Below are 21,804 nucleotides of genomic sequence, written 5' to 3'. Positions count from 1 at the left end.
CGCTGTACGTTGGCCGGGTGCCCAGCAGCCCGGGACGTCCGCAGGACGCCCCTCTCACGTCGTCGGCGAGAGCGTTCCTGCGCCGGCTGACCGCCGCGACCGGCGGGGGCATGTTCCTCGACGGCTTCGTGTTCGCCGCGATCGCCGCGGTCATCGCCAGCGGGACCTTCGTCGCCGACCTCGACCTCTCGGCCTCCCAGCTCGGCCTCATCTCCGCGTCGACGCTGGTCGGGACGATCATCGGCGGACCGTTGATCGGCTACCTGACGGACCGCATCGGGCGCAAGCCGATGTTCATCGCCGACCTGCTGATCTTCCTGACGTGCGCGCTGCTGATGCTCGCCGTGACCGAACCGTGGCACATCATGGTCCTGGGCCTGTTCCTCGGTGCCGCGATCGGCGGCGACTACTCGATCGGCTCGCCCCTGCTCGGCGAGTTCACCCCGGCGCGCAAGCGCGGCCACTACCTCGGGCTGCTCGAGATCCTCTGGAACGTGGGCTACGTCGTCTCGTTTCTCGTCGGGTTCCTGATCCTGCGGTCGGTGCCGACGGCGTGGCACGTCGTGCTCGCGAGCGCGGCCGTCCCCGCCGCCGTCATCCTGCTGCTGAGGCACGGGCTCCCGGAGTCCCCGCGGTGGCTGATCTCCCGGGGGCGCGCGGACGAGGCGCGCGCGATCCTCGCCGAGGTCGGCGAGCGCCCCGAGAGCGACGAGTTCAAGGACGAGCAGCAGGACACCAGCACCCGGTGGACGCTGCTGTTCGACAAGGAGTACCTGTCGCGCACGGTCTTCGCGTGCGTGTTCTGGATCTGCATCGTCGTGCCCTACTTCGGGCTCACGTTCTTCCAGTCCGAGGTCCTGCACCTCATGGGCCTCGAGAGCCCCGTCGTGGGCGCGCTGATCGGCACGTGCGTCGCGCTGGTCGGCGCCTCGGTCGGCTGGTTCCTCGTCGACCGGATCGGGCGTCGGGCGATCCTGCTGACCCCGATGTTCGCCACCGGCGTGTTCCTCGCGATCGTGGCGCTCGGCGACATGCTCGACCTCCCGGTGGCGATCACGGCGGTCTGCTTCTTCGGCTACCTGCTGTTCTACGGGGTGATGAGCATCCTGCCCGGCGTGTACCCGCTCGAGCTGTTCCCCACCCCGGTCAGGACCTCTGGCATGGGCTTCGCCTCCGCCGCCTCGCGGGTCGGTGCGGCGGCGGGGACGTTCCTGCTCCCCGTCTGCCTGGACGCCTTCGGGCTGCCGCCCGTGCTGATCGCCCTCGCGGTGGTGTGCTTCGTCGGGGGCGTCGTCTCGCTCGTCCTGGCGCCGGAGACGGCGGGCAAGTCGCTCACCGAGACGGGCAGCCGCGCCGGGACGGGGCGCGACATGGCCCGCCCGGGCGCCCGCCCGGGCGCGGGCCGGGGCAGGGCGCTAGGTTCGACCCGGTCCTGACCACCCCACCGAGGAGGAGACATGGCGACGTTCACCGTGTGGAAGTTCGACGACCCGGAGGGCGCGACGCGCGCGGCCGCGACCCTGAAGGAGACGGGGTCGGAGCACCTCGTGACGGTTGTCGACCACGCGACCGTGAGCTGGCCCGCGGGCGCGGACAAGCCCAGCACCCACCACAGCCACGAGGACGAGAAGCGCGGCACCGGGTGGGGCGCGTTCTGGGGGCTGCTGTTCGGCGTCCTGTTCTTCGTGCCGCTCCTCGGGGCGGCCGTCGGTGCCGCGGTCGGGGGGATCACCCGCGCCACGGCGGGCGTCGGGATCGACGCCGACCAGATCGAGCGCATCCGCGCGGGCATCACGCCCGGCACGTCGGCGCTGTTCGCGGTGACGGAGAACGGCGACCTCGACCGGGTGGGTGAACGCTTCCACGGCTTCCAGGGCACGCTCGTGGCCACGAACCTCACGCCGGCGGAGCGCGCGACGCTGCTCGAGACGTTCGGCTGAGCCGGGCGGTGTCCGACGACCTCCTCCTGCGCATCCACAGCCCCGAGTTCCGCGCGATGTCCGAGCGCGTGCTGCGCGCCACCGAGCTGACCTCGCGGCTGAACGTGCTGCCGTTCGAGGACGAGGAGGGCAAGGCGCGGCTCTTCGAGCTGATCCTCGGCCGGCCGCTCCCCCCACGCGTGACGATCTACCCGCCCTTCTACACGGACCACGGCCTGAACCTCGAGCTCGGTGAGCGGGTGTTCGTCAACCAGGGCTGCACGTTCCTCGACTACGCGGGCATCCGGCTCGCCGAGCGCGTCATGGTCGCGCCGAAGGTCACCTTCATCACCGTCGGCCATCCGGTGGACACCGAGGACCGCCGGGTGTGGCTGACCGGCGGGCCGATCGACGTGGCCGAGAACGTCTGGATCGGCGCCGGCGCGACGATCCTGCCGGGCGTGAGCATCGGCCGTGACTCCGTCATCGCCGCAGGATCGGTCGTGGCCGACGACGTCCCGGCCCGCAGTCTCGTGGCCGGCACCAAGGCCACGACGCGTCGCACGTGGTGATCCGCCGCGCCGGCGCCGGCGCCATGCAGCTCTCGTGGAGGTCTCGCGCACATCGTGCACATGCCGGGCGCCCGCGGGGAGCGGTGCCGCTAGGTTGACGGCAGAGCTGGCGACCCTGGGAACCGGGAGGCGACGTGACCGTCCGACGCAGCATCGGCCTCGGCGCCGCAGCCGTCGGTGCCGTCCTCGTCCTGGCTCTCCTCGCGCTCGTGGTCGCCCTCGTCGTCCGCGCGGTCGTCGCAGGCCATCCGGGCGACCTGAACATCACCAACGACAGCGACGAGGCCGTGACCGTCTCGACGGGGGACGACGAGGTCGAGGTCACCGCCCAGGGAGCGGTCTCGATCCTCGACCACGGCTGCACCGCCGGGGACGTCACCCTCACCTTCCCCGACCGCGACCCGGTGGTCGTCGACGGCCCGGTGTGCCCGGCGGACACGATCGTCGTCCACGAGGACGGGCGCGTCGGCCTTGACCCCGGCCCGGCGGCCCGGACGCCCGGCCCGTCGGGCGGCTGAGCGCGCCCGCTTCCGATCAGGACTTGCCGGGCTCAGCCGCGGCGCAGCTGCTTGGTGATCGAGCGCTGCTTCTTCGCGGTCAGGCGACGCTCCTGCGAGCCCCGGGTCGGTCGCGTGGGCCGGCGCTTCTTCGGCGGCGGCGCCAGGGCGTCCGCGACGATCGCGACGAGCCGGTCCGCGGCGGCGGAGCGGTTGCGCCGCTGCTCGCGGTGCTCGGCGGCCGTCACGGTCAGCGCCCCGCCCACGAGCCGCGGGCCGAGCCGCTCGGTCAGCCGCTCGCGCTGCGCAGCCCCGAGCACCGCCGAGCCGGCGACGTCCCACGACAGCTCGACCCGTGAGTCGGTCGTGTTCACGCCCTGACCGCCGGGGCCGGAGGCGCGCGAGAAGCACCAGGTGAGCTCGGCCCGCGGGATCGTCAGGGCGGAGGTCACCGGCAGTCCGGCGCGGACGGGGGCGGGCACGGCGTCAGACCCAGCCCGCCACGTCGACGCCGCCCGGCACGTCCGCGCCGGGGTCGTAGGGCGTGCGCGTGAACCGGAACGAGGCGAGGTCCAGGTGCGAGACGGTCCCGTCCGCGCGCCGCACCACGCGCAGCGGCTCGCCCGTGTGGTAGCCGTCGAGGCCGACGAACGCGTCGTCCGACACGCGCGCGAAGCGTGAGCCCCGGCCCTTGCCGGGCTCGCCGAGCACGAGGTGCTCGCCCGCGAGCCGCGCCGTCGTCGTCGACGGTCCCCAGTGCCAGGTGCCGACCAGGTCGAGCAGCTCCCCGTGCCCGCCCACGGACGCGGTCCACGCCTCGACGGGTGCCGGCTCGAGCTCGGCCAGCCGGTCGAGCAGGTCCGAGCGCAGGGGCCCCACGGCCGGGCTCGTGGTCGTGTTCGTCAGGACGACGGCGCCGTCGCCGCGCGCCCCGCCGTCGTCGGGACCGCCCGCGTCGAGCCGCACCCGCAGGCCTGCGAGGAACCCCGGCATGGACCCGCCGTGCCCCGCGTACCGGACGCCGTCGACGTTCCACACCTGCCAGCCGAGCCCGTGCGCCCCCGTCCACGGCGCGCCCGGCTCGTCGACGACGTGGTGCGGCTCGCACATCTCGGCCAGCGTGTCTGCGTCGAGCAGCCCGGCGGTGTCGCCGCCGAGGAAGGTCGCCCAGCGCGCGAGGTCGCGCACCGTCGTCCACAGCTGGCCGGCGGGGGCCATCGCTCCCGCGTCGTGCTCCGGCTCGGGGAGCAGCACGTCCGCGAACGGGTGCACCGCGAGGCCCTGCGCCGCGCGTCCGGCGGGCCGCGTCGTCGTCCGTCCCATCTCGAGGGGGAGCAGCAGGTCCTCGCGGACGACCTCGGACCACGACCGCCCGTGGTGCGACTCCAGGACGCGGCCGAGGGCCGCGAACCCGACGTTGGAGTAGTGGAACCGCCGCCCGCCGCGGAAGCGCTGCTCGACCGGCGTCGCGGCCAGCGCGTCCCAGTCGCCGCCGGGCGTGCGCTCCCACCAGGGGCCCGGGGTCTCGGCCTGCACGCCGGCGGCGTGGGAGAGGAGCTGCTCGATCGACGCCGCACCGAGGCGCGAGCCGGGGACGTGGTCCTCGAGGCGGTCCGACAGATCGAGGCGGCCGGCGTCGCGCAGGCGCAGGACGGCGACGGCCACGAAGGTCTTGGTGATGGAGCCCATGCGGTACTGGGTGTCAGCGCCTGCGCTCCCACCGCCGCCCCGCCCGTCGAGCGTGCCGAGGGCACCGCTCCACGAGAGCGCGCCCCCCCGCACGACGCCGGCCGCGACCGACGGGAGGCGCCCGTCCCGCTGGGCGACGGCGAGCAGGTGGTCGAGGGCGGCGGACGTCCGTGGGTCGAGAGGCACGTCCGCCACCCTAGCGACGCGCGGTCGGGCGGTCAGGCCGCCGCCGGGTGGTCCGCCCGTCGCGCCGCCCGGCCCGCGGGGGCCCGACGCACGGTCGCCCCGGCGGGGACGATCGCGTCGTCGTCCACCACGGCCCCGGGCTCGACGTGGGCGTCCGGCCCGAGCCGGGCGTGGTTGCCGACCCGTGCTCGTGGGCCGACGGCGCTGCCCGGCCCGAGGTGGACGTACTCGCCGACCGTCGCCGCAGCGCCGACGACGGCGCCGTGGTCGACCCAGCTGCCGCGCCCGACCCGGGCGCCCGGGCGCACGGCCGCGCCCGCCTCGACGTACGCGCCGGTGGCGACCGTGGCGTCGTCGGGCACGCTGGCCTGCGGCGAGACCAGGCCGCCGCCGGGCTGGTGGCGGACGTAGCGGACGATCTCCCCGCGGTCGTTCTCGAGCTCGACGCGTCGTGGTGCGCGTGCCATGGCAGACCTCCTCGCCGGTGGTGGTGCCCCGGGGACCGTCCGGCGGTCCGCGCCGGGGCGTGTCGTGCTGACGTCTGACATAACGCGTCCCGGGTCCGCGAGATTCCGGTGCGTGGGTCTCACGGGAGTGACGCCCCCGAGGCACCGTGCTCACGCAGGTACTCGCGAAGATAGGGGATGGCGAAGTCGACGTACCCGTGCGAGACGGACCCGATGATTCCTGCACCGATCAGGCGTGACCGGTAGGTGCTGACGTAGGACGAGGTCTCAGCGAGCCTGGAGGCCAGGTCGGATGCCTTGGAGGGGCCGTCGTCGACAGCCATCGCGAGCAGGAAGGTGCGGTCGACCGCAGAAAGGTCCGCGAGCGCCGTCTCGTGCACGGTCGCTCCGAGCCGTCTGCGGGCTGCGTCGACACCGGCGGCTGCGCTCGCCATGTCGATCCGGTCGGCGACTGCCTTGCGCCAGAGGTGATAGCCGACGAGCTGGACCAGGAACGGATAGCCGTTCGTCGCCCTCGCCGCCAGCTGCAGCGCGTCGTCCGTGATGCTTCGACCATTCGTCTCGATCGTGGCCCGCAGCGCCGCCGCGACCTCGGGGACGGGGACGTCGGCGAGGATGATCGGCATCGCCCGGCGGACGAACGTGACGCCGCGGTCGTTGAGCAGCTCGGACACGGCCGAGGGGAGACCGGCGAAGGCGACGGCGATCTGGCGGTCCTCGCGGACGAGATGCTGGGTCACGATCGAGAGTGCGCGGAGCTCGTCGAGCGCACCGTGATGCATCTCGTCGACCGTGATGAGCAGCCCCGTCTCGTGCTGAGCGAGAACGTCGAGCAGCAGTCCCGCTTCCCGACGCAGGTCGGACTGGACCGCAGGCCGCTCGGAGAAGGCGATGCCTCCGGCGCCGACGGGCAGGTCGATCGCCGTGATGCTTCGGTGGCGCTCCGGGACGCGGTCGAGCCGGTCGCGATGATCGGAGATCGCCGTCACGAGCCGTGCTGCCATGCCGGTGCTGGCGGTGTCGGCGACCGTGACCCAGCCTTCGCGCAGCGCCGCATCAGCAAGCTCGTTCAGCATGACGGTCTTGCCGACACCACGAGCGCCCGTCACGCGGACGAGTCGCCCGGGCGCGCCCGGGCCGTCCCGGAGAGAGTCGGAGAACTCCTCGAGGTCGGCGTCGCGCCCGATCAGGACCGGGGGTGTCGCGCCTGCTGTCGGTTTGAACGGATTTCTGGGGGCGGGCATGGTGGCCTCCGGGTCTTTGGATCTCTATGCAACTTTAGGATCTTTTGGAAATCGCTGCATCTGGCGATCCGGCGGGCCGCTGCGGGCTAGCCCGCAGCGTGTCCCGGCGTGCCGGTCGCGGCGCGGACCGGTACCACGGGGGGATGGACACCGACTCGCAGAACGCCGGCACCGACGCACCCGTCGCCGTGCTCCTCGACGTCGACGGCACGCTCGTCGACTCCAACTACCTGCACGTGGAGGCGTGGACGCGCGCGCTGCAGGACGTCGGGCGCGACGTCGCCGCGTGGCGCGTGCACCGCGCCATCGGCATGGGCTCCTCCGAGCTGCTCGAGGCCGTGCTCGGGGACGACGCCGACGCGGTCGCCGAGCAGGTCAAGGACGCGCACTCGCACTACTACGCGGGCGCCGCGGGCCGGCTGCGGGCGGTCGACGGTGCCCGGGACCTCGTGCGCACCCTCGCCGCCCGCGGGATCCGGCCCGTGCTCGCCACGTCCGCCGCGCCCGACGAGCTCGAGCGGCTGCGGGACGTGCTCGACGTCGAGCAGGAGCTGCACGCCGTGACCGGGGCGGGCGACGTGGACGCGGCGAAGCCCGCCCCGGACCTGGTGCAGGTCGCCCTCGAGGCCGCGGACGTCCCGGCCGGGCGCGCGGTGCTCGTCGGCGACACGGTGTGGGACGTCGAGGCCGCGGGCCGCGCGGGGGTGGCGTGCGTCGCCGTGCGCAGCGGCGGCATCGGGGTGGACGAGCTGCGCGAGGCCGGCGCCGTCGCGGTGTACGACGACGTCGCGGACCTCCTCGCGCACCTGGACGAGAGCCCGCTCGTGCGCCTGGGCGGGTGACCGGTCAGGGCACGATGTGCCCGCCGGCGCGGAACAGCTCGTACCACTCGGCGCGCGTCAGGGGGACCTCGGAGCCCTGCGCGGCGGCCGTCACGCGCTCCGGCGTCGTCGTCCCGAGGACGACCTGCATCCGCGCCGGGTGACGGGTGATCCACGCGGTCGCGATCGCCATCGAGGGGACGTCGTACTTCGCGGCGAGCCGGTCGATCACGGCGTTGAGCTCGGGGTGCTTGTCGGACCCGAGGAACACGCCGTCGAAGAAGCCTGCCTGGAACGGCGACCACGCCTGGACGGTGATGTCGTTCAGGCGGCAGTAGTCGAGGATGCCGCGGTCGCGGTCGATCGACTGGTCCTCGCCGAGCATGTTCGCGGAGACGCCCTGCGCGACGATCGGCGAGTGCGTGATCGACAGCTGCAGCTGGTTGGCGACGAGCGGCTGCTCGACGAACTTCTTCAGCAGGTCGATCTGGCCGGGGGTGTGGTTCGAGACGCCGAAGGAGCGGACCTTGCCGGAGGCCTCGAGCGCGTCGAACGCGCGGGCGACCTCCTCGGGCTCGACGAGCGCGTCGGGGCGGTGCAGCAGCAGCAGGTCGAGGTACTCGGTGCGCAGCGCCTCGAGCGAGCCCTCGACGGACTCGACGATGTGCTCGTAGGAGAAGTCGAAGCCGTCGGGCGGGACGATCCCGCACTTCGTCTGGATCGTCCACGTCTCGCGCTCGGCGCTGGACAGCTGCATCGCCTCGGCCCAGCGGCGCTCGCAGGCGTGCATCGAGCCGCCGTAGATGTCCGCGTGGTCGACGAAGTCGATCCCCGCGTCCCGCGCGGTCCGGGCGAGCTCACGGACCTCGTCGTCGGACTTGTCGGCGATGCGCATGAGGCCGAGCACGACGTTCGGGGCGGTGATCTCGGTTCCGGGCAGGGTGAAGGTCTTCACGGGGGTCCTCTCGCGGGGTGTCGGCGTACCGCGTCGATCCTGCCACCGCGGCGCGGGAGGCGTCGGGCGGGGGCGCTCCGCGGACCCGGGCCGGCACAAAGTGCATCAAGCGTCCGGCAGGACATGCATCAGGGGCTCGGCAAGACAGACATGCATCAGAGCGGTGCGAGAGGGCGCTCGAGCGAGGTCTGCGGTGTGGAGATCAGGGCCTCCAGCAGCGTCGGCCGTGTTCCGTCAGATCATTGACGGAAAAATCGGCCTCCCCTACGGTCAGGATCACCAGGCCCTGGACAGCGCTGTCAGGCCGACATGCTGCGCACGACCAGGCACCGCTTCCTGCCGACGGCCACCGACGGCCCCGGCAGGGCACGCTTCGAAGGAGAAGCACCGATGCGAAGAAGACGAGTGGTTCAGGCGGCCGCGGCCGTGCTCGCGGCGGGGGCGCTCGCCGTCCCGGCCGTCGGGATCGCCGAGGGGGCTCCGCTCCCGTCAGCGCCGGCAGTCACGCCGGCCGTCACCGCGGCCGTCGCTGCTGCCGACGCGCCGGCCGGGACGTACGAGAACCCGGTGAGCGCGGGCGTCGTCGACACCTTCCCGGACCCGTCGATGATCCGCGGCAAGGACGGGCGCTACTACGCCTACGGCACCCAGAACCCCGTCTTCGACAGCGCGGGCGAGGCCGGCGAGCGCATCGTGCCCGTCCTCGTCTCGGACGACATGGCGCACTGGCAGTACGCCGGCGACGTGTTCCCGCAGGGCGCCCGGCCCGGGTGGTGGCCCGGCGACTCGCGGATCTGGGCGCCGGACATCCGTTACGTGGACGGCAGCTACCACCTGACGTACGGGCTCTCGAACGGCGGGATCGGGCTGTCGACGGCGCCGACGCCGACAGGCCCGTGGACGGACCGGGGCGCGGTGGTCGCGCACGGCTCCGACGGCGGCTGTCCGTCCGGGACCATCGACCAGGCGATGTTCACCGACGACGACGGCACGCGCTACCTGTACTGGGGCAGCTACGACGTGCTGTGCGTCTCCGCGATGACCGCGGACGCGACGGCGCTCACCGGCCCCGTGACCCAGATCGCGGCGGGCCGCCGCGCGGAGGGCTCGTTCGTCGTCCGCCACGGCGACCACTACTACCTGCTGTACTCCGACGCGGGCTGCTGCGACGGCGAGTTCAGCGGCTACACCGTCAAGGCGGGCCGCTCCACCAGCCCGCTCGGCCCGTTCGTCGACCCGGACGGGGTCGACCTCATGGCCTCCTCCAGCAAGGGCGGGATCGTGCTCGCGGGGAACGGCAACGGCTTCGTCGGGCCCGGCCACAACGCCGTCCAGACGGACCTCGCCGGCCAGGACTGGATGGTCTACCACGCCATCGACGAGAAGGACCCGAACTTCGGCCTCGTCCCCGGCGCGCCCGGCAACCTCTCGAAGCGGCCGCTGATGATCGACCGGCTCGACTGGATCGACGGCTGGCCCGTGGTGAACGCGGGCGCCGGGGCGTCCGCCGGGCCGCAGCAGGCCCCGGTCACGACCTGGGACGTGGGCTCGACCTTCGACGACCTCACCGGCTGGGACGCCACGGACGCCTCGCCCGCCACGGAGGCCGACGCCGGCGGGTACGTCGCGCTCGACGGCGGCACCGTGCGCAGCCGGGCCACCGTGGACGGCGACGTGCGGGTGCAGGGCGACGTTCGGCTGGCCGACGCCGGCAGCGTGAGCATCGGGCTCGACGGCTCCGGCACGGGCGCCGACGTCACCGCGTCTCTCGACGCCGCCACCGGCGAGCTCGTCGTACAGGGCTCCGGCGGTGCCGCCAGGGCGCCGCTGCCCGCGGGCTTCTCGGCGACGTGGGCGACGCTGAGCGTCGAGGTCCGCGGCGGCGAGGTCACGGCCTCGCTCGCCGAGGACGCGGCGGGGGAGCCGCTGGCGACCGTGACGACGTCGTCCGCCGGGGCGGTCGACGGCGCGGCCGTCGTCGCGTCGTCGACGGGCGCGGCGGACGTGGACAACCTCGGCGCGGCCGCGCTGTCCACGCCGGTGACCGAGCGCGTCCCGGACCCCCGGGTGGGTGAGCTGCTGCCCGCATACTCGGACGACTTCGACGGCTCGGGCCGTCCCGAGACGGGTGACCCCGCGTGGCGCTGGGTGCGCGGCGGTGCGTCCCAGGCGACCCTCACGGGCGGGCGGCTGTCGTGGCCGACGCAGGGGGCCGAGCTCTACCGCACCGACAACAGCGCCTCGGTGCTGCTGCGCGACGCGCCGGAGGGCGACTTCGTCGTCGAGACGAAGCTCGACCTGCCCGCGCAGAGCGCCAACCGTCAGGCGGGCCTGCTGCTGTACGCGAACGACGACAGCTTCGTGAAGCTGGTGCACTCCGTGCTCCCGCTGAGCCGGATCAACAGGTCCGCGCAGGTCACGGAGTTCACCAAGGAGGCACCCCGCCCGACGACGGTCCCCGCGACGGCCGTCTTCTCCGGGCCGATGTTCGGCCCGGCCCCGGCGGACACGATGTGGATGCGCCTGAAGTACCACCACGACGTCGAGAACGGGGAGCACGAGGCCCGCATGGCCACGAGCACGGACGGGTCGACGTGGACGTGGGGCGGCACCTGGACGTGGCCCGACGGCCAGCCCGTGCAGATCGGCCTGGTCTCGATGAACACGGCGGGCGCGACCGCGAGGTTCGACTACGTGCACACCTACGCGGTCGCCGACCCGGTGCCGGACCCGCAGGTGGAGGTGACCGCCCAGGCGCGGTGCGTGGGGTCGAGCGCGGTGCTCGCGGTGCGGGCGCTGAACACGGGCGACGCGCCGGCGGGGGTCGCGATCGCGACGCCGTTCGGGTCCAAGCCCGTCGCGCAGGTGGCGCCCGGGCGCAGCGCGTACCAGTCGTTCGCGGTGCGCAAGGGCACGGTGCCGGCGGGCGAGGCCACGGTGACGGTGACGCGCCAGGGCGGGGAGCCGCAGCCGGTGGTCGCGGCGTACGACGCGGTCAGCTGCACCTGAGCGTGAGCGTCCGGGGCCGGGCGGCGAGCGTGCCGCCCGGCCCCGGGCGTGCTGAGGTGGTGGCACATCACCACCGGCGAAGGAGCCCGCCATGATCCACCGCATGCTCGCCCACTGCACCGTCACCGATCTCGACCGTGCCGAGCGCTGGTACACGGCGCTGTTCGAGCGCGGCCCCGACGCCCGCCCCATGCCCGGCCTGGTCGAGTGGCACCTCGGCGACAGCTTCGGCCTGCAGGTGTGGTCCGAGCCCGACCGCGCCGGGCGGTCGACGGTGGTGCTCGACGAGACCGACCTCGACGCCGCTGCCGCCCGGGCCGCCGACGCCGGCATCGAGCACGACGGTCCCCAGCCGGGCGGCGGGGCACGCATCCTGCAGCTCAGCGACCCCGACGGCAACCGCGTGGTCCTCACCGGGTCCTGACGGCCCGGCGGGCCAGTGACGAGCGGGTGCCGGACGATGAGCCGATGCGACGACACGGAGCACGCGCGGCGGCACGACGGACGGCTCAGCGGCAGCTGCAGCGGGTCGCGGCCGGCGCCGCCGCGACCGGCGCGATGACCGCGTGGCTGCTCGCGGCGCAGGCCGCCGGGCTGCTCGAGCGCCAGCCCCCGCGCCTGATCACCGACCATCTGCTCCCGCACGGGGACCGCACCCCGGGGCACGCGGCGACGATGCTCTCCCACGTCGCGTACGGCGTCGGCGCGGGCCTCGCCTACCAGGCCCTCGTGCCGCGGTCCCGCCGCGACGCCCTGACCGGTGCCGGGTACGGGATCGCCCTCTGGGCCGCCGGCTACGAGGGGTGGGTCCCGGCGCTGGGCATCCTGCCGCCCGCGCACCGGGACGACCGCCGCCGGGCCGCCACGATGCTCACCGCCCACCTCGTCTACGGCGCGTCCCTCGGACGGCTCAGCCGGTAGCGCCGCCGGAGGAAATCTTCCGGACGTCCGGAAGATAGTTCTGTCGGGTTGTTGACGGAATAATTCGGGCATCCCAGGATCGTGCGCATGACACCGCACGACGACGTGTACGGGCCCGTCCGCCAGCAGCACCAGGCGCGCGTGCTCAAGGTGCTGCGGGCCCACGGCGCGTGCACGCGGGCGGAGCTCGCCGAGCGCGTGCGCCTCTCGCGCAGCAGCCTCTCGGAGATCGTCGGCGACCTGATCGCCCGGGGCGCGATCATCGTCTCCGCGACCGACGCGGGCTCGCGCCGGGGGAGCGGGCGGCCCGCCGAGCGCCTCTCGCTCGACCCGGGGTCGGCCCAGTACGTCGGGATCGACCTCGGCCACCGCCGGGCGCACGTCGTCGTCGCCGACGCGGCGCACGAGATCATCGGCGACGCCGGCCTCGACTATCCGGAGACGTCCACCTGGGACGAGCGGCTCGACCGGGTCGTCGCGCTCGTCGCCGAGCTCGGCCGGGACCAGGGGCTGGGGTTCGCCGCGCTGCAGAGCGTCGCGGTCGGCGTCGTCGGCCCGGGCAACGCGCGCTGGCCGGGCGCCCAGGAGCGCCAGGACGTGCGCGGCCACGTGCACCGCCGGATCTCGCAGGCGTACGGCGGGGTCACCGTGATCGTCGGCAACAACACCCGGTTCGCGGCGCTGGCCGAGGCCTCCGTCGAGGGCCGCGGCAGGGCGAAGGACCTCGTCTACGTCCGGCTCTCCGAGGGCATCGGCGGGGGAGTCGTCGTCGGCGGCAGGCTCGTGCCCGGCTCGGGCGGCGCCGCCGGCGAGCTCGGGCACGTCACCGTCGTCCCGGACGGCGCGGTCTGCCGGTGCGGGCGCCGCGGGTGCCTCGAGACCGTCGCGACCGCGCCCGCCGTCCTCGCCGCCGCGCGCGCCGCGGGCCTCGTCGTCGACGACCTGGCGGCCCTCGGCCGCGCCGCGGACGCCGGGGACCCCGTGGCGGGGCGCATCGTGCGCACGGCCGCGGGCCACGTCGCCACGACCCTGCTCGCTGCGGTCCAGCTCCTCGACCCCGCCCAGGTGGTCGTGGGCGGGCGGGTCGCGCGCGAGCTGCCGCGGTTCGTCGACCACGTCCGCGAGGAGATCGACGCCGACCTCGCGCCCTCGTGCGGGCGGCCGGTGCTCGTGCGGGCCGCCGTCCTCGACGACGACGACGGCGCGCTCGGCGCCCTCGAGGTGCTCTACCACCAGAGCCCGCTGATCGCGGGCGACACCGATCTCGCCGGTCCCGGCCCGGGGCGGCAGCACGCGAAGGAGCTGCACATGAGACAGACAGCGACGACGTCGGCCTGGGTGGTGGGGGCGTGACCGGCGTCGCGGTGCTCCCGCGCCGCCGGGCCGCGTCCGGGCGCCAGGGCGCCGGGGGCGGCCGGCGGATGCTGGTCCTGAACATCGTCTCGGTGCTCTTCGGCATCGGCGTGTGGTGGCTGCTGTCCGCGACGGTCGAGAACATCCCGTCGCCGCCCGCGGTCGCCGAGCGCGGCTGGGAGCTCCTCGCCGACGGGACCCTCGAGGGCGACATCCTCGCGAGCCTCACCCGCGTGATCGCCGGGTTCGCGATCGGCACCGCGCTCGCGATCCCGGTCGGGTTCCTCATGGGCTGGTACTCGACGGTGCGCGGGCTCGCGGAGCCGTACATCCAGTTCTTCCGCACGATCCCTCCGCTCGCGATCATCCCGCTCGCCATCGTGCTCATGGGCATCGGCGAGACGCCGAAGATCTTCGTCATCGCGCTCGCCGCGTTCCTCGTGTGCGTCATCTCGGCGTTCCAGGGCGTCGTCGACGTCGACAGGACCCTGATCAACGCTGCCCGGGTGCTCGGCGCGGGGGACCGGACCATCTTCCTGCGCGTCGTCGTGCCCGCCTCGACCCCCTTCATCCTCGTCGGGATGCGGGTCGGGCTCGGCTCGTCCTGGGCGACCCTCGTCGCCGCCGAGCTGATCGCCGCCCAGCAGGGCCTGGGGTTCCGCATGCAGAACGCGCAGGTCTACTACGACCTCCCGACGATCTTCGTCGGCCTGATCACCATCGGGATCCTCGGCCTCGTGATGGACCGGATCCTCCTCTTCGCAGAACGGAAGCTGACCTCGTGGCAGGAACGACGATGACCCCGGACCGGCCGACCGCGAGCACGGAGGGCGCCCCGCCGAAGATCTCCGTCGACGCGGTGAGCAAGGTGTTCCCCGTCAAGGACGGCGAGTTCGTCGCCCTCGACCGCGTGTCCCTGGACATCGCGGAGAACGAGTTCGTCACCGTCGTCGGCCCCTCCGGCTGCGGCAAGAGCACGCTGCTGAACGTGCTCGCCGGGCTCGAGGAGCCCTCGGGCGGCCGCGCGACCGTGGACGGCGTCGAGGTCGACGGCCCGGGGCCCGAGCGCGGCGTGATCTTCCAGCAGTACGCGCTGTTCCCGTGGCTGACGGTGCGCAAGAACGTCGAGTTCGGGCTGCGCACCGCCGGGGTGCCGGCGCGCGAGCGGGCCGAGCGGGCGGACCACTTCATCCGGCTCGTCGGGCTCGAGCAGTTCGCCGACGCGCTGCCCAAGACGCTCTCGGGCGGCATGAAGCAGCGCTGCGCGATCGCCCGCGCCTACGCCGTCGACCCCTCGATCCTGCTCATGGACGAGCCGTTCGGCGCGCTCGACGCGCTGACCCGGGTGCGCCTGCAGGAGCAGCTGCTCGAGACCTGGAGCCAGGACCGGCGCACGGTCGTGTTCATCACGCACGACGTCGACGAGGCCGTGTTCCTCGCCAACCGCGTCGTCGTGATGGCCGCCCGCCCGGGCCGCATCCAGGAGGTCGTCGACGTCGACCTGCCCTATCCCCGGACCGAGGACGTGCGCCTCAGCCCGGAGTTCGGCGAGCTGCGCAACCGCGTGTGGCACGCCGTCTACCACCAGTCCACCTCGCTCGCCCAGCCGTCGACGACGACGGCCTGACCCCCAGGAGCACCACATGTCCAGCACCAGGAACGCCGCCCGCCTCGTCGCCCTCGTCGCCTCCGTCGGGCTCCTCGCCACCGCCTGCAGCGGCGGCGACGACGCCGGGTCCGACGGCGCCGACGGCGGCTCGACCACCGACGTGAAGTTCGGCTACATCGGCGACTTCAACGGCGCGAGCCTGCTCGCCGTCGCCGAGGACCAGGGCTACTGGAAGGAGAACGGGATCTCGGCGGACACCTCGGTGTTCACCGACGGCCCGACGCAGATCCAGGCGCTCGGCGCCGGCGACCTCGACTTCGGCTACATCGGCCCCGGCGCGATGTGGCTGCCGGCCTCCGGCAAGGCCCAGGTCGTCGCGATCAACACCCTCGGCAACGCCGACCGCGTCTTCGCCCAGCCCGGCATCACCTCGCTCGCCGACCTCAAGGGCAAGAAGGTCGCCGCCCCCGAGGGCACCTCGGGCGACATGATCCTCACGCTCGCGCTGCAGTCCGTGGGCCTGACGAAGGACGACGTCGACTTCGTGCCCATGGACCCCGCGACGATCGTCTCGGCGTTCGGCTCCGGGCAGATCGACGCCGCCGGCCTCTGGTACCCGATGCTGGGCAACATCAAGAAGCAGGTCCCCGACCTCGTCGAGCTCGCGAAGAACGAGGACTTCGCGGACACGGTCTCGTTCCCGACGGCGTTCGTCGCCGGCAACGACACCGTCAAGGACGACCCGGACACGGTCGAGGCCGTCGTCGCGGCGCTCAAGGAGGCCACGGACTACCGGGCCGAGCACCCGGAGGAGACGGTCGCCCTCACCGCGAAGATGCTCAAGGCGGACGAGGCCGACGTCGAGGCGGACGCGGCGAACTCGAAGACGATGAGCTCGCAGGAGCTGGACTCCCTGACCGAGGACGGCACGGTCGGCACCTGGCTCGACGGGATGAACGACTACTTCGTGGAGGCCGGCAAGATCACCGAGAAGAAGGACCCGACGACCTTCTACACCGGCGACCTGTACACGGAGGCCGGGAAGTGACGTCCCGCCCCAACATCCTGTTCCTCATGACCGACCAGCACCGGGCCGACACCCTCGGCGCCTACGGCAACGACCGGGCGAGCACCCCGGCGATCGACTCCCTCGCGGCGTCGGGCACCCGGTTCGACCGGTGGTACACGCCGTCGGCCATCTGCACGCCCGCCCGGGCGAGCCTGCTCACCGGGCAGGCGCCGTTCCGGCACAAGCTGCTCGCCAACAACGAGCGCAACGTCGGCTACATCGAGGACCTCCCGCAGGACCAGTTCACGTTCTCCCAGGCGCTGCGCGAGGCCGGGTACAGCTGCGGGCTCGTCGGCAAGTGGCACACGGGCACCGAGCGCGAGCCGGCCGACTTCGGGTTCGACGGCGTCCACCTGCCCGGGTGGCACAACCCCGTCGACCACGAGGACTACCTCGCCTACCTCGCGGAGCGGGACCTGCCGCCGTACGCCATCAGCGACCGGGTCCGCGGCACGCTGCCGAACGGGGGGCCGGGAAACCTGCTGGCGGCGCGCCTGCACCAGCCGGTCGAGGCGACGTTCGAGCACTACCTCGCCACGCGCGCGATCGAGATGCTCGAGCGGTACGCGGCGCAGCGCGAGGCGGACGGCACGCCGTTCTACCTCGCGCTGAACTTCTTCGGTCCGCACCTGCCGTACGTGGTGCCGGACGCCTACTTCGACCTCGTCGACCCCGAGACCGTGGAGCTGCCGCGCTCGATCGCCGAGACGTTCCAGGGCAAGCCCCCGGTGCAGAAGAACTACAGCGACCACTGGACGTTCGACACCATGCCGATCGAGGTGACGCGCAAGCTCATCGCGGTCTACCGGGGCTACGTGACGCTGATCGACGAGCAGGTCGCCCGGGTGCTCGCGGCGATGGACCGGCTCGGCCTGACGGACGAGACGGCCACGTTCTTCACGTGCGACCACGGGGAGTTCACGGGCTCGCACCGGCTGCACGACAAGGGACCGGCGATGTACGAGGACATCTACCGGACGCCGGGGATCGTGCGGATCCCCGGCGGCCCGGCCGGGCAGGTGCGCACCGAGTTCGTCAGCCTCATGGACTGCACGGCGACGATCCTCGAGCTCGCGGGCGTCGAGGACCGCTCGGGCGCCTGCGACTCGCGCAGCCTGGTGCCGCTCGTCTCGGGGGAGGACGTGCCGTGGGACCAGGAGATCGTCTGCGAGTTCCACGGGCACCACTTCCCCTACCCGCAGCGCATGCTCCGCGACGCGCGCTACAAGCTCGTGGTCAACCCCGACTCGACCAACGAGCTCTACGACCTGCTCACCGACCCCGACGAGCTGATGAACGTCTACGGGCACCCCGAGATGGCACCGGTCCGCTCGGACATGCTGGGGCGGCTGTACCGGCGCCTGCGGGACCGGGGGGACAAGTTCTTCCACTGGATGACGTCGATGTACGACGTCGGGGAGGTCTCCTACGACCCGACCATGAGCGGTCTCGACGAGTCGACGTACCGCGCGGACGAGGCCTCCCCGCACGGCGAGCCCGCGGCCCGGGGCGGGGGAGGCGGTCGCGCGTGACGTCGTCGGGCACGGCCGGGCGGCCGAACGTCGTGCTCGTCCTCACGGACGACCACGCGAGCCACGCGATCGGCGCCTACGGGTCGCCGGTCGCGCGGACGCCGCACCTCGACGCGCTCGCCGCCTCGGGGGCGCGGCTCGACCGGTGCTTCGCCACCAACTCGCTGTGCGCGCCGAGCCGCGCGTCGCTGCTCACCGGCACGTACAGCCACGTCAACGGCGTGTCCACGCTGCTGACGCCCATCGACGCGAGCCAGCCGACGTTCGTCTCACAGCTGCGTGCCGCGGGGTACCGGACCGCGATCGTCGGCAAGTGGCACATGGGCGACGGGCCGGGGCACGACCCGGAGGGGTTCGACCACTGGGACGTGCTGATCGACCAGGGCGAGTACCTCGACCCGACCTTCCGGTCGGCGGCGGGCCTGCGCACCGAGACCGGCTATGCCACCGAGGTCATCACGGACCTCGCGCTCGCGTGGCTCGACTCGGTGGATGCCGACGGCGGCGGCCCGTGGTGCGTGCTGGTGTGGCACAAGGCCCCGCACCGGCCGTGGGTCCCGGACCCGCGCCGCGAGGTCCGCGCCCTGCCCGACCTGCCCGTCCCGGAGACGTTCTTCGACGACCACGCGGGCCGCAGCGACTCGGTGCGGCGCGCGGAGATGAGCATCGCCGAGCACCTGACGGCCACGGACCTCAAGCGGCCCGTGCCGGACGGGCTGAGCGCGCCCGAGCAGGCGGCGTGGAGGTACCGGCGGTTCATGGAGGACTACCTCGCGTGCGTCGAGTCCGTGGACGACGGCGTGGGGCGCATCGCGGGCTGGCTCGCCGACCGCGGGCTCACGGACGAGACCCTGCTGATGTACGCCTCCGACCAGGGCTTCTTCCTCGGCGACCACGGCTGGTTCGACAAGCGGCTCATGTTCGAGGAGTCGATCCGCATGCCGTTCCTCGTCAGCTGCCCGGGGCGGGTCCCGGCGGGCTCGGTGCTCGGCGACATCGTCACGAACGTCGACGTCGCGCGGACGGTGCTCGAGGCGGCCGGCGTCGAGGCGCACCCGCGGATGCAGGGGCGCAGCTTCTGGCCGCGGCTCGTCGGGCCCGGGGACGGGCACGGGCCCGACGGCCCGGAGCCCGAGGGGATGTACTACCGCTACTGGGAGCACGACGACGTCGACCACCACGCGCCCGCGCACTACGGCTACCGGACCGCGACGCACAAGCTCGTCTACTACTACAACGACGGGCTCGGCATCCCCGGCACGAGCCCCCACGTACACCCGCCGGAGTGGGAGCTGTACGACCTGGTCGAGGACCCGCGCGAGCTCGTCGACGTCTCCGACGACCCGGCCTACGCGGACGTGCGGGCGGAGCTGGAGCGCGCGATGTGGCGCGAGCAGGCGCGCGTGGGTGACCGGCCGCACCCGAGCCAGGCACGGCCGGCGGGCGTCTGACGGGGAACCTGCGCGCCGCCGCGCAGCAGCGTCCCGGTGCGGGCAGGATCAGGCCATGACCGAGGAGACGGCCGCGCCCGTTCCCGTGCTGGTGGCCGACGGCCTCGTCCTCGTGGGCGACGCCGACGTCGGGCCGTTCGCGCTCACGCTCGCACCGGGCGCGCTCGTCTCGGTCCCGGTCGCCGACACCGAGACGCGCGACCTGCTGGCCCTGACGCTGGCCGGTCGGCTGGCGCCCGCCGCGGGCACGCTGACGCTCGACGGCTCGCCGGGGCTCGGCTGGCTCCCGGGCCTGCGCCTGTACGAGGACCTGGCGCGGGTCGAGGAGGTGCTGCGCGACGGCCGGCGGATCCTCGGCGTGCGCACCACGCGGGACGAGGCCGCCCGGGCGCTCGTGGACGCAGGCCTCGCGGGCGTGGCCCGCACGCCCGCCGAGCGGCTGCGACCCGTGGCGAAGGCGACGCTCGGCGTCCTGGTCGCGGCCGCGCCGCGCCCGCCGGTGCTCGTCTCGGTCCTGCCCGCCGGGCGGGACGACGACGTCGCCGCCTTCCACGCCGTCGTCGGCGCCGCGCGCGAGGCGGGGACCGCCGTCGTGGTCGTGACGACCGGGACGCCGCCGGACCGTGGGAGCCCCGTCGGCCACCTGCACGGGCGGCACGCGAGCGAGGCGGTCGCGTGACGACCGCCGGCCTGCTCCTGGCGAGGTTCTGGCGCGAGCGCTTCGCCGTCGTCGTGCTCGTGGGGGTCCTGCTGGTCCCCGCGATCTACGGCGCCGTCCTCGTCTGGGCCTACTGGGACCCGTATGCCCGCTCGGAGCGGATCCCCGCGGCGCTGGTGAACCTCGACGAGCCGGTGACCGTCGGCACGGAGAAGGTCGCCGCGGGCGACGAGCTCGTCGACCAGGTGCTCGACGACGGCGACCTGGTCTGGACGACGACGGACGCGGCGGCGGCGCAGGCGGGCCTGCAGGACAAGACGTACTACGTCGTCCTGACGATCCCGCGGGGCTTCTCCGCGCAGATGGCGTCGTTCGCGACGTCGGAGCCGGTGCGCGCCGAGCTGCGCGTGACGACGGACGACGCGGCGAACTACCTCGTCGGCGTGCTCGCGAAGGACGCCGTCACCTCGGTCCAGGGGGCCGCCTCCAGCCAGGTCCAGGCCGGGTACCTCGACGTCGTCTACGACGCGGCCGGCAGCGCGAAGGACGACGCCGGGTCCCTCTCCGCGGGTGCGGACGACCTCGCCGACGGGACCCAGGACGCGTCCGACGCCGCCGGCGACCTCGCCGACGGTGCCTCGGCGGTCGCCGCGGGCGTGCAGCAGGTCGCCGACGCGCTCGCCGAGGTCGACGACGGCGTGCAGGGTCTGCCCGACGCCGTCGCCGGGCTCGAGGACACCGCGCAGAAGATCGCCGACGGCGCGGGCACGGTCGACGACTCGGCGGCGAAGACGGTGGCGGACCTGACGGCGATCCAGGACCAGCTCGCCGACGCGGGCCAGGACGACCTCGCGCAGGCCGTCGGCCAGGTGGCCGACACGGTCCGCCAGACCGCGGTCCCGGCCGCGGACCAGGCCGCCTCGGACGCGGACGACCTGGTGGGCGCCGCGGGCGACCTCGCCGACGCCGCCGCGAAGGCGGTCTCCGACGCCGACGCGGCGGACGCCGCCGCCGGCGACCTGGCCGACGGTGCGGGGCAGGTCGCCGACGGCGCGGCCGACCTGCACACGGCGCTCTCCGACCAGCTCGCGCCCGGCGCCGCGCAGCTCGCGGCCTCGCTCGACCAGCTCGCGAGCCTCGACCCGCCCGTCACCGACGCGGACCGCGCAGCGTTCACCCGGGCGCTGTCGCAGCCGGTGTCGGTCGAGCGCACCGCCGAGAACCCCATCGGGCACTTCGGCGACGGGTTCGCGTCCTACTTCGCCGGGCTCGGCCTCTTCGTGGGCGCGGTGTTCGTCTTCCTCGTCCTCGCGCCGCTCGACCGGCGCACGCAGCTCTACCGGGGCTCGCCGTGGCGGGCGGCGTGCGCGCCGTTCCTCGCGGGGGCGGCGATCGTCGTCGCGCAGGCCCTGCTCCTGTTCGCGGCGCTGCTCGCGGTGGGGCTGCGGGCCGACGCGGGAGCCGGGCTGCTCGGCATCCTCGTCGCCTCGGGGCTGAGCTTCGTCGCGCTGCTGCAGGTGCTCAAGGCGGCGTTCGGGCTCGTCGGGGAGTTCCTCGGCGTCGTCGTCCTCGTGCTGCAGGTCGCCGCGGGGGAGGGCGCGTACCCGATCCAGACGTTCGGCTCGTTCTTCCAGGCCCTGCACCCGTGGCTGCCGATGAGCTACACGAACGACGCCGTCCGGCGGACGGTCGCCGGCGGTCCGCTCGGGCCGTGGCTGTGGACCGACCTGGCGGTGCTGCTCGGCGTGGGCGCCGCGTGCCTCGCCCTGAGCGCCTGGGTGGCGCGGCGCCGGCAGCGGATCACGCTCGCCGAGCTGCGGCCCGTGGTGGAGCTGGCCTGAGCGCCGATCCC

Annotated in this window: 21 protein-coding genes; 16 read left to right on the top strand and 5 right to left on the bottom strand. The window is 73.8% G+C overall.

The features are described 5' to 3' along the window. Positions 1 to 17 precede the first annotated feature (17 nt). From EDF32_RS09060 to EDF32_RS09045, 4 genes are all read left to right on the top strand, one after another. Positions 18 to 1,436 (top strand): MFS transporter, encoded by a 1,419-nt coding sequence (locus EDF32_RS09060; RefSeq protein ID WP_123308209.1) that lies wholly within the window; start codon positions 18 to 20, stop codon positions 1,434 to 1,436. A 21-nt stretch (positions 1,437 to 1,457) separates the two neighbouring features. Then, positions 1,458 to 1,940 carry a DUF1269 domain-containing protein gene (locus tag EDF32_RS09055; RefSeq protein WP_123308208.1) on the top strand — a complete coding sequence of 161 codons (483 nt, stop codon included), beginning with the start codon at positions 1,458 to 1,460 and terminating at the stop codon, positions 1,938 to 1,940. 8 nt (positions 1,941 to 1,948) lie between these two features. Continuing rightward, positions 1,949 to 2,491, top strand: a complete 543-nt coding sequence (locus tag EDF32_RS09050) for a sugar O-acetyltransferase (RefSeq protein WP_199734880.1) — start codon at positions 1,949 to 1,951, stop codon at positions 2,489 to 2,491. A gap of 134 nt (positions 2,492 to 2,625) precedes the next feature. Next, positions 2,626 to 3,009 carry a hypothetical protein gene (locus tag EDF32_RS09045; protein ID WP_123308207.1) on the top strand — a complete coding sequence of 128 codons (384 nt, stop codon included), beginning with the start codon at positions 2,626 to 2,628 and terminating at the stop codon, positions 3,007 to 3,009. A 32-nt stretch (positions 3,010 to 3,041) separates the two neighbouring features. Here EDF32_RS09045 and arfB read toward each other — a convergent pair whose 3' ends face one another. The 4 genes from arfB to EDF32_RS09025 form a co-directional block, all read right to left on the bottom strand. Beyond that, entirely contained in the window at positions 3,042 to 3,470 is a 429-nt protein-coding gene (arfB, locus tag EDF32_RS09040) for an alternative ribosome rescue aminoacyl-tRNA hydrolase ArfB (RefSeq protein WP_123308206.1), read from the bottom strand. Between the two features lie 4 nt (positions 3,471 to 3,474). After that, complete coding sequence (locus tag EDF32_RS09035) at positions 3,475 to 4,863, bottom strand: serine hydrolase (RefSeq protein ID WP_233565828.1); 1,389 nt, start codon at positions 4,861 to 4,863, stop codon at positions 3,475 to 3,477. 32 nt (positions 4,864 to 4,895) lie between these two features. Beyond that, positions 4,896 to 5,330 carry a transferase gene (locus EDF32_RS09030; RefSeq protein ID WP_123308405.1) on the bottom strand — a complete coding sequence of 145 codons (435 nt, stop codon included), beginning with the start codon at positions 5,328 to 5,330 and terminating at the stop codon, positions 4,896 to 4,898. Positions 5,331 to 5,449: 119 nt separating this feature from the next. Further along, on the bottom strand, positions 5,450 to 6,574 hold the full coding sequence (locus tag EDF32_RS09025) for an ATP-binding protein (RefSeq protein ID WP_123308205.1): 1,125 nt from the start codon (positions 6,572 to 6,574) through the stop codon (positions 5,450 to 5,452). A gap of 143 nt (positions 6,575 to 6,717) precedes the next feature. Here EDF32_RS09025 and EDF32_RS09020 point away from each other — a divergent pair, with 143 nt between their 5' ends. Next, positions 6,718 to 7,416, top strand: a complete 699-nt coding sequence (locus EDF32_RS09020; RefSeq protein WP_123308204.1) for an HAD family hydrolase — start codon at positions 6,718 to 6,720, stop codon at positions 7,414 to 7,416. Between the two features lie 4 nt (positions 7,417 to 7,420). Here the strand turns inward: EDF32_RS09020 and EDF32_RS09015 are convergent, their stop codons facing one another. Then, positions 7,421 to 8,350: an aldo/keto reductase family oxidoreductase gene (locus EDF32_RS09015; RefSeq protein WP_123308203.1), complete on the bottom strand. Its 930-nt coding sequence runs from the start codon at positions 8,348 to 8,350 to the stop codon at positions 7,421 to 7,423. 390 nt (positions 8,351 to 8,740) lie between these two features. Between EDF32_RS09015 and EDF32_RS09010 the strand changes: the two genes are divergently transcribed. The 11 genes from EDF32_RS09010 (at position 8,741) to EDF32_RS08960 (ending at position 21,793) form a co-directional block, all read left to right on the top strand. Next, positions 8,741 to 11,359, top strand: coding sequence for a family 43 glycosylhydrolase (locus EDF32_RS09010; protein ID WP_123308202.1), 2,619 nt, complete (start codon positions 8,741 to 8,743; stop codon positions 11,357 to 11,359). Positions 11,360 to 11,450: 91 nt separating this feature from the next. Further along, a complete protein-coding gene (locus tag EDF32_RS09005) occupies positions 11,451 to 11,783 on the top strand; it encodes a VOC family protein (protein ID WP_123308201.1) in 333 nt (110 codons plus the stop codon). 44 nt (positions 11,784 to 11,827) lie between these two features. Next, positions 11,828 to 12,280: a hypothetical protein gene (locus EDF32_RS09000; protein WP_199734879.1), complete on the top strand. Its 453-nt coding sequence runs from the start codon at positions 11,828 to 11,830 to the stop codon at positions 12,278 to 12,280. An 87-nt stretch (positions 12,281 to 12,367) separates the two neighbouring features. Next, a complete protein-coding gene (locus EDF32_RS08995) occupies positions 12,368 to 13,633 on the top strand; it encodes an ROK family transcriptional regulator (protein WP_123308200.1) in 1,266 nt (421 codons plus the stop codon). Further along, complete coding sequence (locus tag EDF32_RS08990) at positions 13,630 to 14,433, top strand: ABC transporter permease (RefSeq protein ID WP_233565827.1); 804 nt, start codon at positions 13,630 to 13,632, stop codon at positions 14,431 to 14,433. Before EDF32_RS08995 ends, EDF32_RS08990 begins: the two co-directional genes overlap by 4 nt. Then, positions 14,415 to 15,260, top strand: coding sequence for an ABC transporter ATP-binding protein (locus EDF32_RS08985; protein ID WP_233565826.1), 846 nt, complete (start codon positions 14,415 to 14,417; stop codon positions 15,258 to 15,260). The genes EDF32_RS08990 and EDF32_RS08985 overlap by 19 nt, the downstream gene beginning before the upstream one ends. A 16-nt stretch (positions 15,261 to 15,276) precedes the next feature. Continuing rightward, positions 15,277 to 16,290 (top strand): aliphatic sulfonate ABC transporter substrate-binding protein, encoded by a 1,014-nt coding sequence (locus tag EDF32_RS08980; RefSeq protein ID WP_123308198.1) that lies wholly within the window; start codon positions 15,277 to 15,279, stop codon positions 16,288 to 16,290. Next, positions 16,287 to 17,843 (top strand): sulfatase-like hydrolase/transferase, encoded by a 1,557-nt coding sequence (locus tag EDF32_RS08975; protein WP_233565825.1) that lies wholly within the window; start codon positions 16,287 to 16,289, stop codon positions 17,841 to 17,843. Before EDF32_RS08980 ends, EDF32_RS08975 begins: the two co-directional genes overlap by 4 nt. Beyond that, entirely contained in the window at positions 17,840 to 19,294 is a 1,455-nt protein-coding gene (locus EDF32_RS08970) for a sulfatase (protein ID WP_123308197.1), read from the top strand. Before EDF32_RS08975 ends, EDF32_RS08970 begins: the two co-directional genes overlap by 4 nt. 55 nt (positions 19,295 to 19,349) lie before the next feature. After that, the gene (locus tag EDF32_RS08965) at positions 19,350 to 19,973 is read left to right on the top strand and encodes a hypothetical protein (RefSeq protein WP_123308196.1); all 624 of its coding nucleotides are present in this window, start codon (positions 19,350 to 19,352) and stop codon (positions 19,971 to 19,973) included. Continuing rightward, positions 19,970 to 21,793: a YhgE/Pip family protein gene (locus tag EDF32_RS08960; RefSeq protein ID WP_123308195.1), complete on the top strand. Its 1,824-nt coding sequence runs from the start codon at positions 19,970 to 19,972 to the stop codon at positions 21,791 to 21,793. The genes EDF32_RS08965 and EDF32_RS08960 overlap by 4 nt, the downstream gene beginning before the upstream one ends. The last annotated feature ends 11 nt before the right edge of the window (positions 21,794 to 21,804 follow it).

This window comes from Cellulomonas sp. PhB143, assembly GCF_003752595.1.
Taxonomy (GTDB): domain Bacteria; phylum Actinomycetota; class Actinomycetes; order Actinomycetales; family Cellulomonadaceae; genus Paraoerskovia.
This window is presented reverse-complemented; position numbering and strand designations above follow the sequence as displayed.

Bases quoted from the DNA above. Each gene is read 5' to 3' on its own strand.
- EDF32_RS09025 (WP_123308205.1), bottom strand. From the start codon at position 6,574: ATGCCCGCCCCCAGAAATCCGTTCAAACCGACAGCAGGCGCGACACCC.
- EDF32_RS09055 (WP_123308208.1), top strand. From the start codon at position 1,458: ATGGCGACGTTCACCGTGTGGAAGTTCGACGACCCGGAGGGCGCGACG.
- EDF32_RS09000 (WP_199734879.1), top strand. From the start codon at position 11,828: ATGCGACGACACGGAGCACGCGCGGCGGCACGACGGACGGCTCAGCGG.
- EDF32_RS08980 (WP_123308198.1), top strand. From the start codon at position 15,277: ATGTCCAGCACCAGGAACGCCGCCCGCCTCGTCGCCCTCGTCGCCTCC.
- EDF32_RS09005 (WP_123308201.1), top strand. From the start codon at position 11,451: ATGATCCACCGCATGCTCGCCCACTGCACCGTCACCGATCTCGACCGT.
- EDF32_RS09010 (WP_123308202.1), top strand. From the start codon at position 8,741: ATGCGAAGAAGACGAGTGGTTCAGGCGGCCGCGGCCGTGCTCGCGGCG.
- EDF32_RS08965 (WP_123308196.1), top strand. From the start codon at position 19,350: ATGACCGAGGAGACGGCCGCGCCCGTTCCCGTGCTGGTGGCCGACGGC.
- EDF32_RS09030 (WP_123308405.1), bottom strand. From the start codon at position 5,330: ATGGCACGCGCACCACGACGCGTCGAGCTCGAGAACGACCGCGGGGAG.
- EDF32_RS09020 (WP_123308204.1), top strand. From the start codon at position 6,718: ATGGACACCGACTCGCAGAACGCCGGCACCGACGCACCCGTCGCCGTG.
- EDF32_RS08995 (WP_123308200.1), top strand. From the start codon at position 12,368: ATGACACCGCACGACGACGTGTACGGGCCCGTCCGCCAGCAGCACCAG.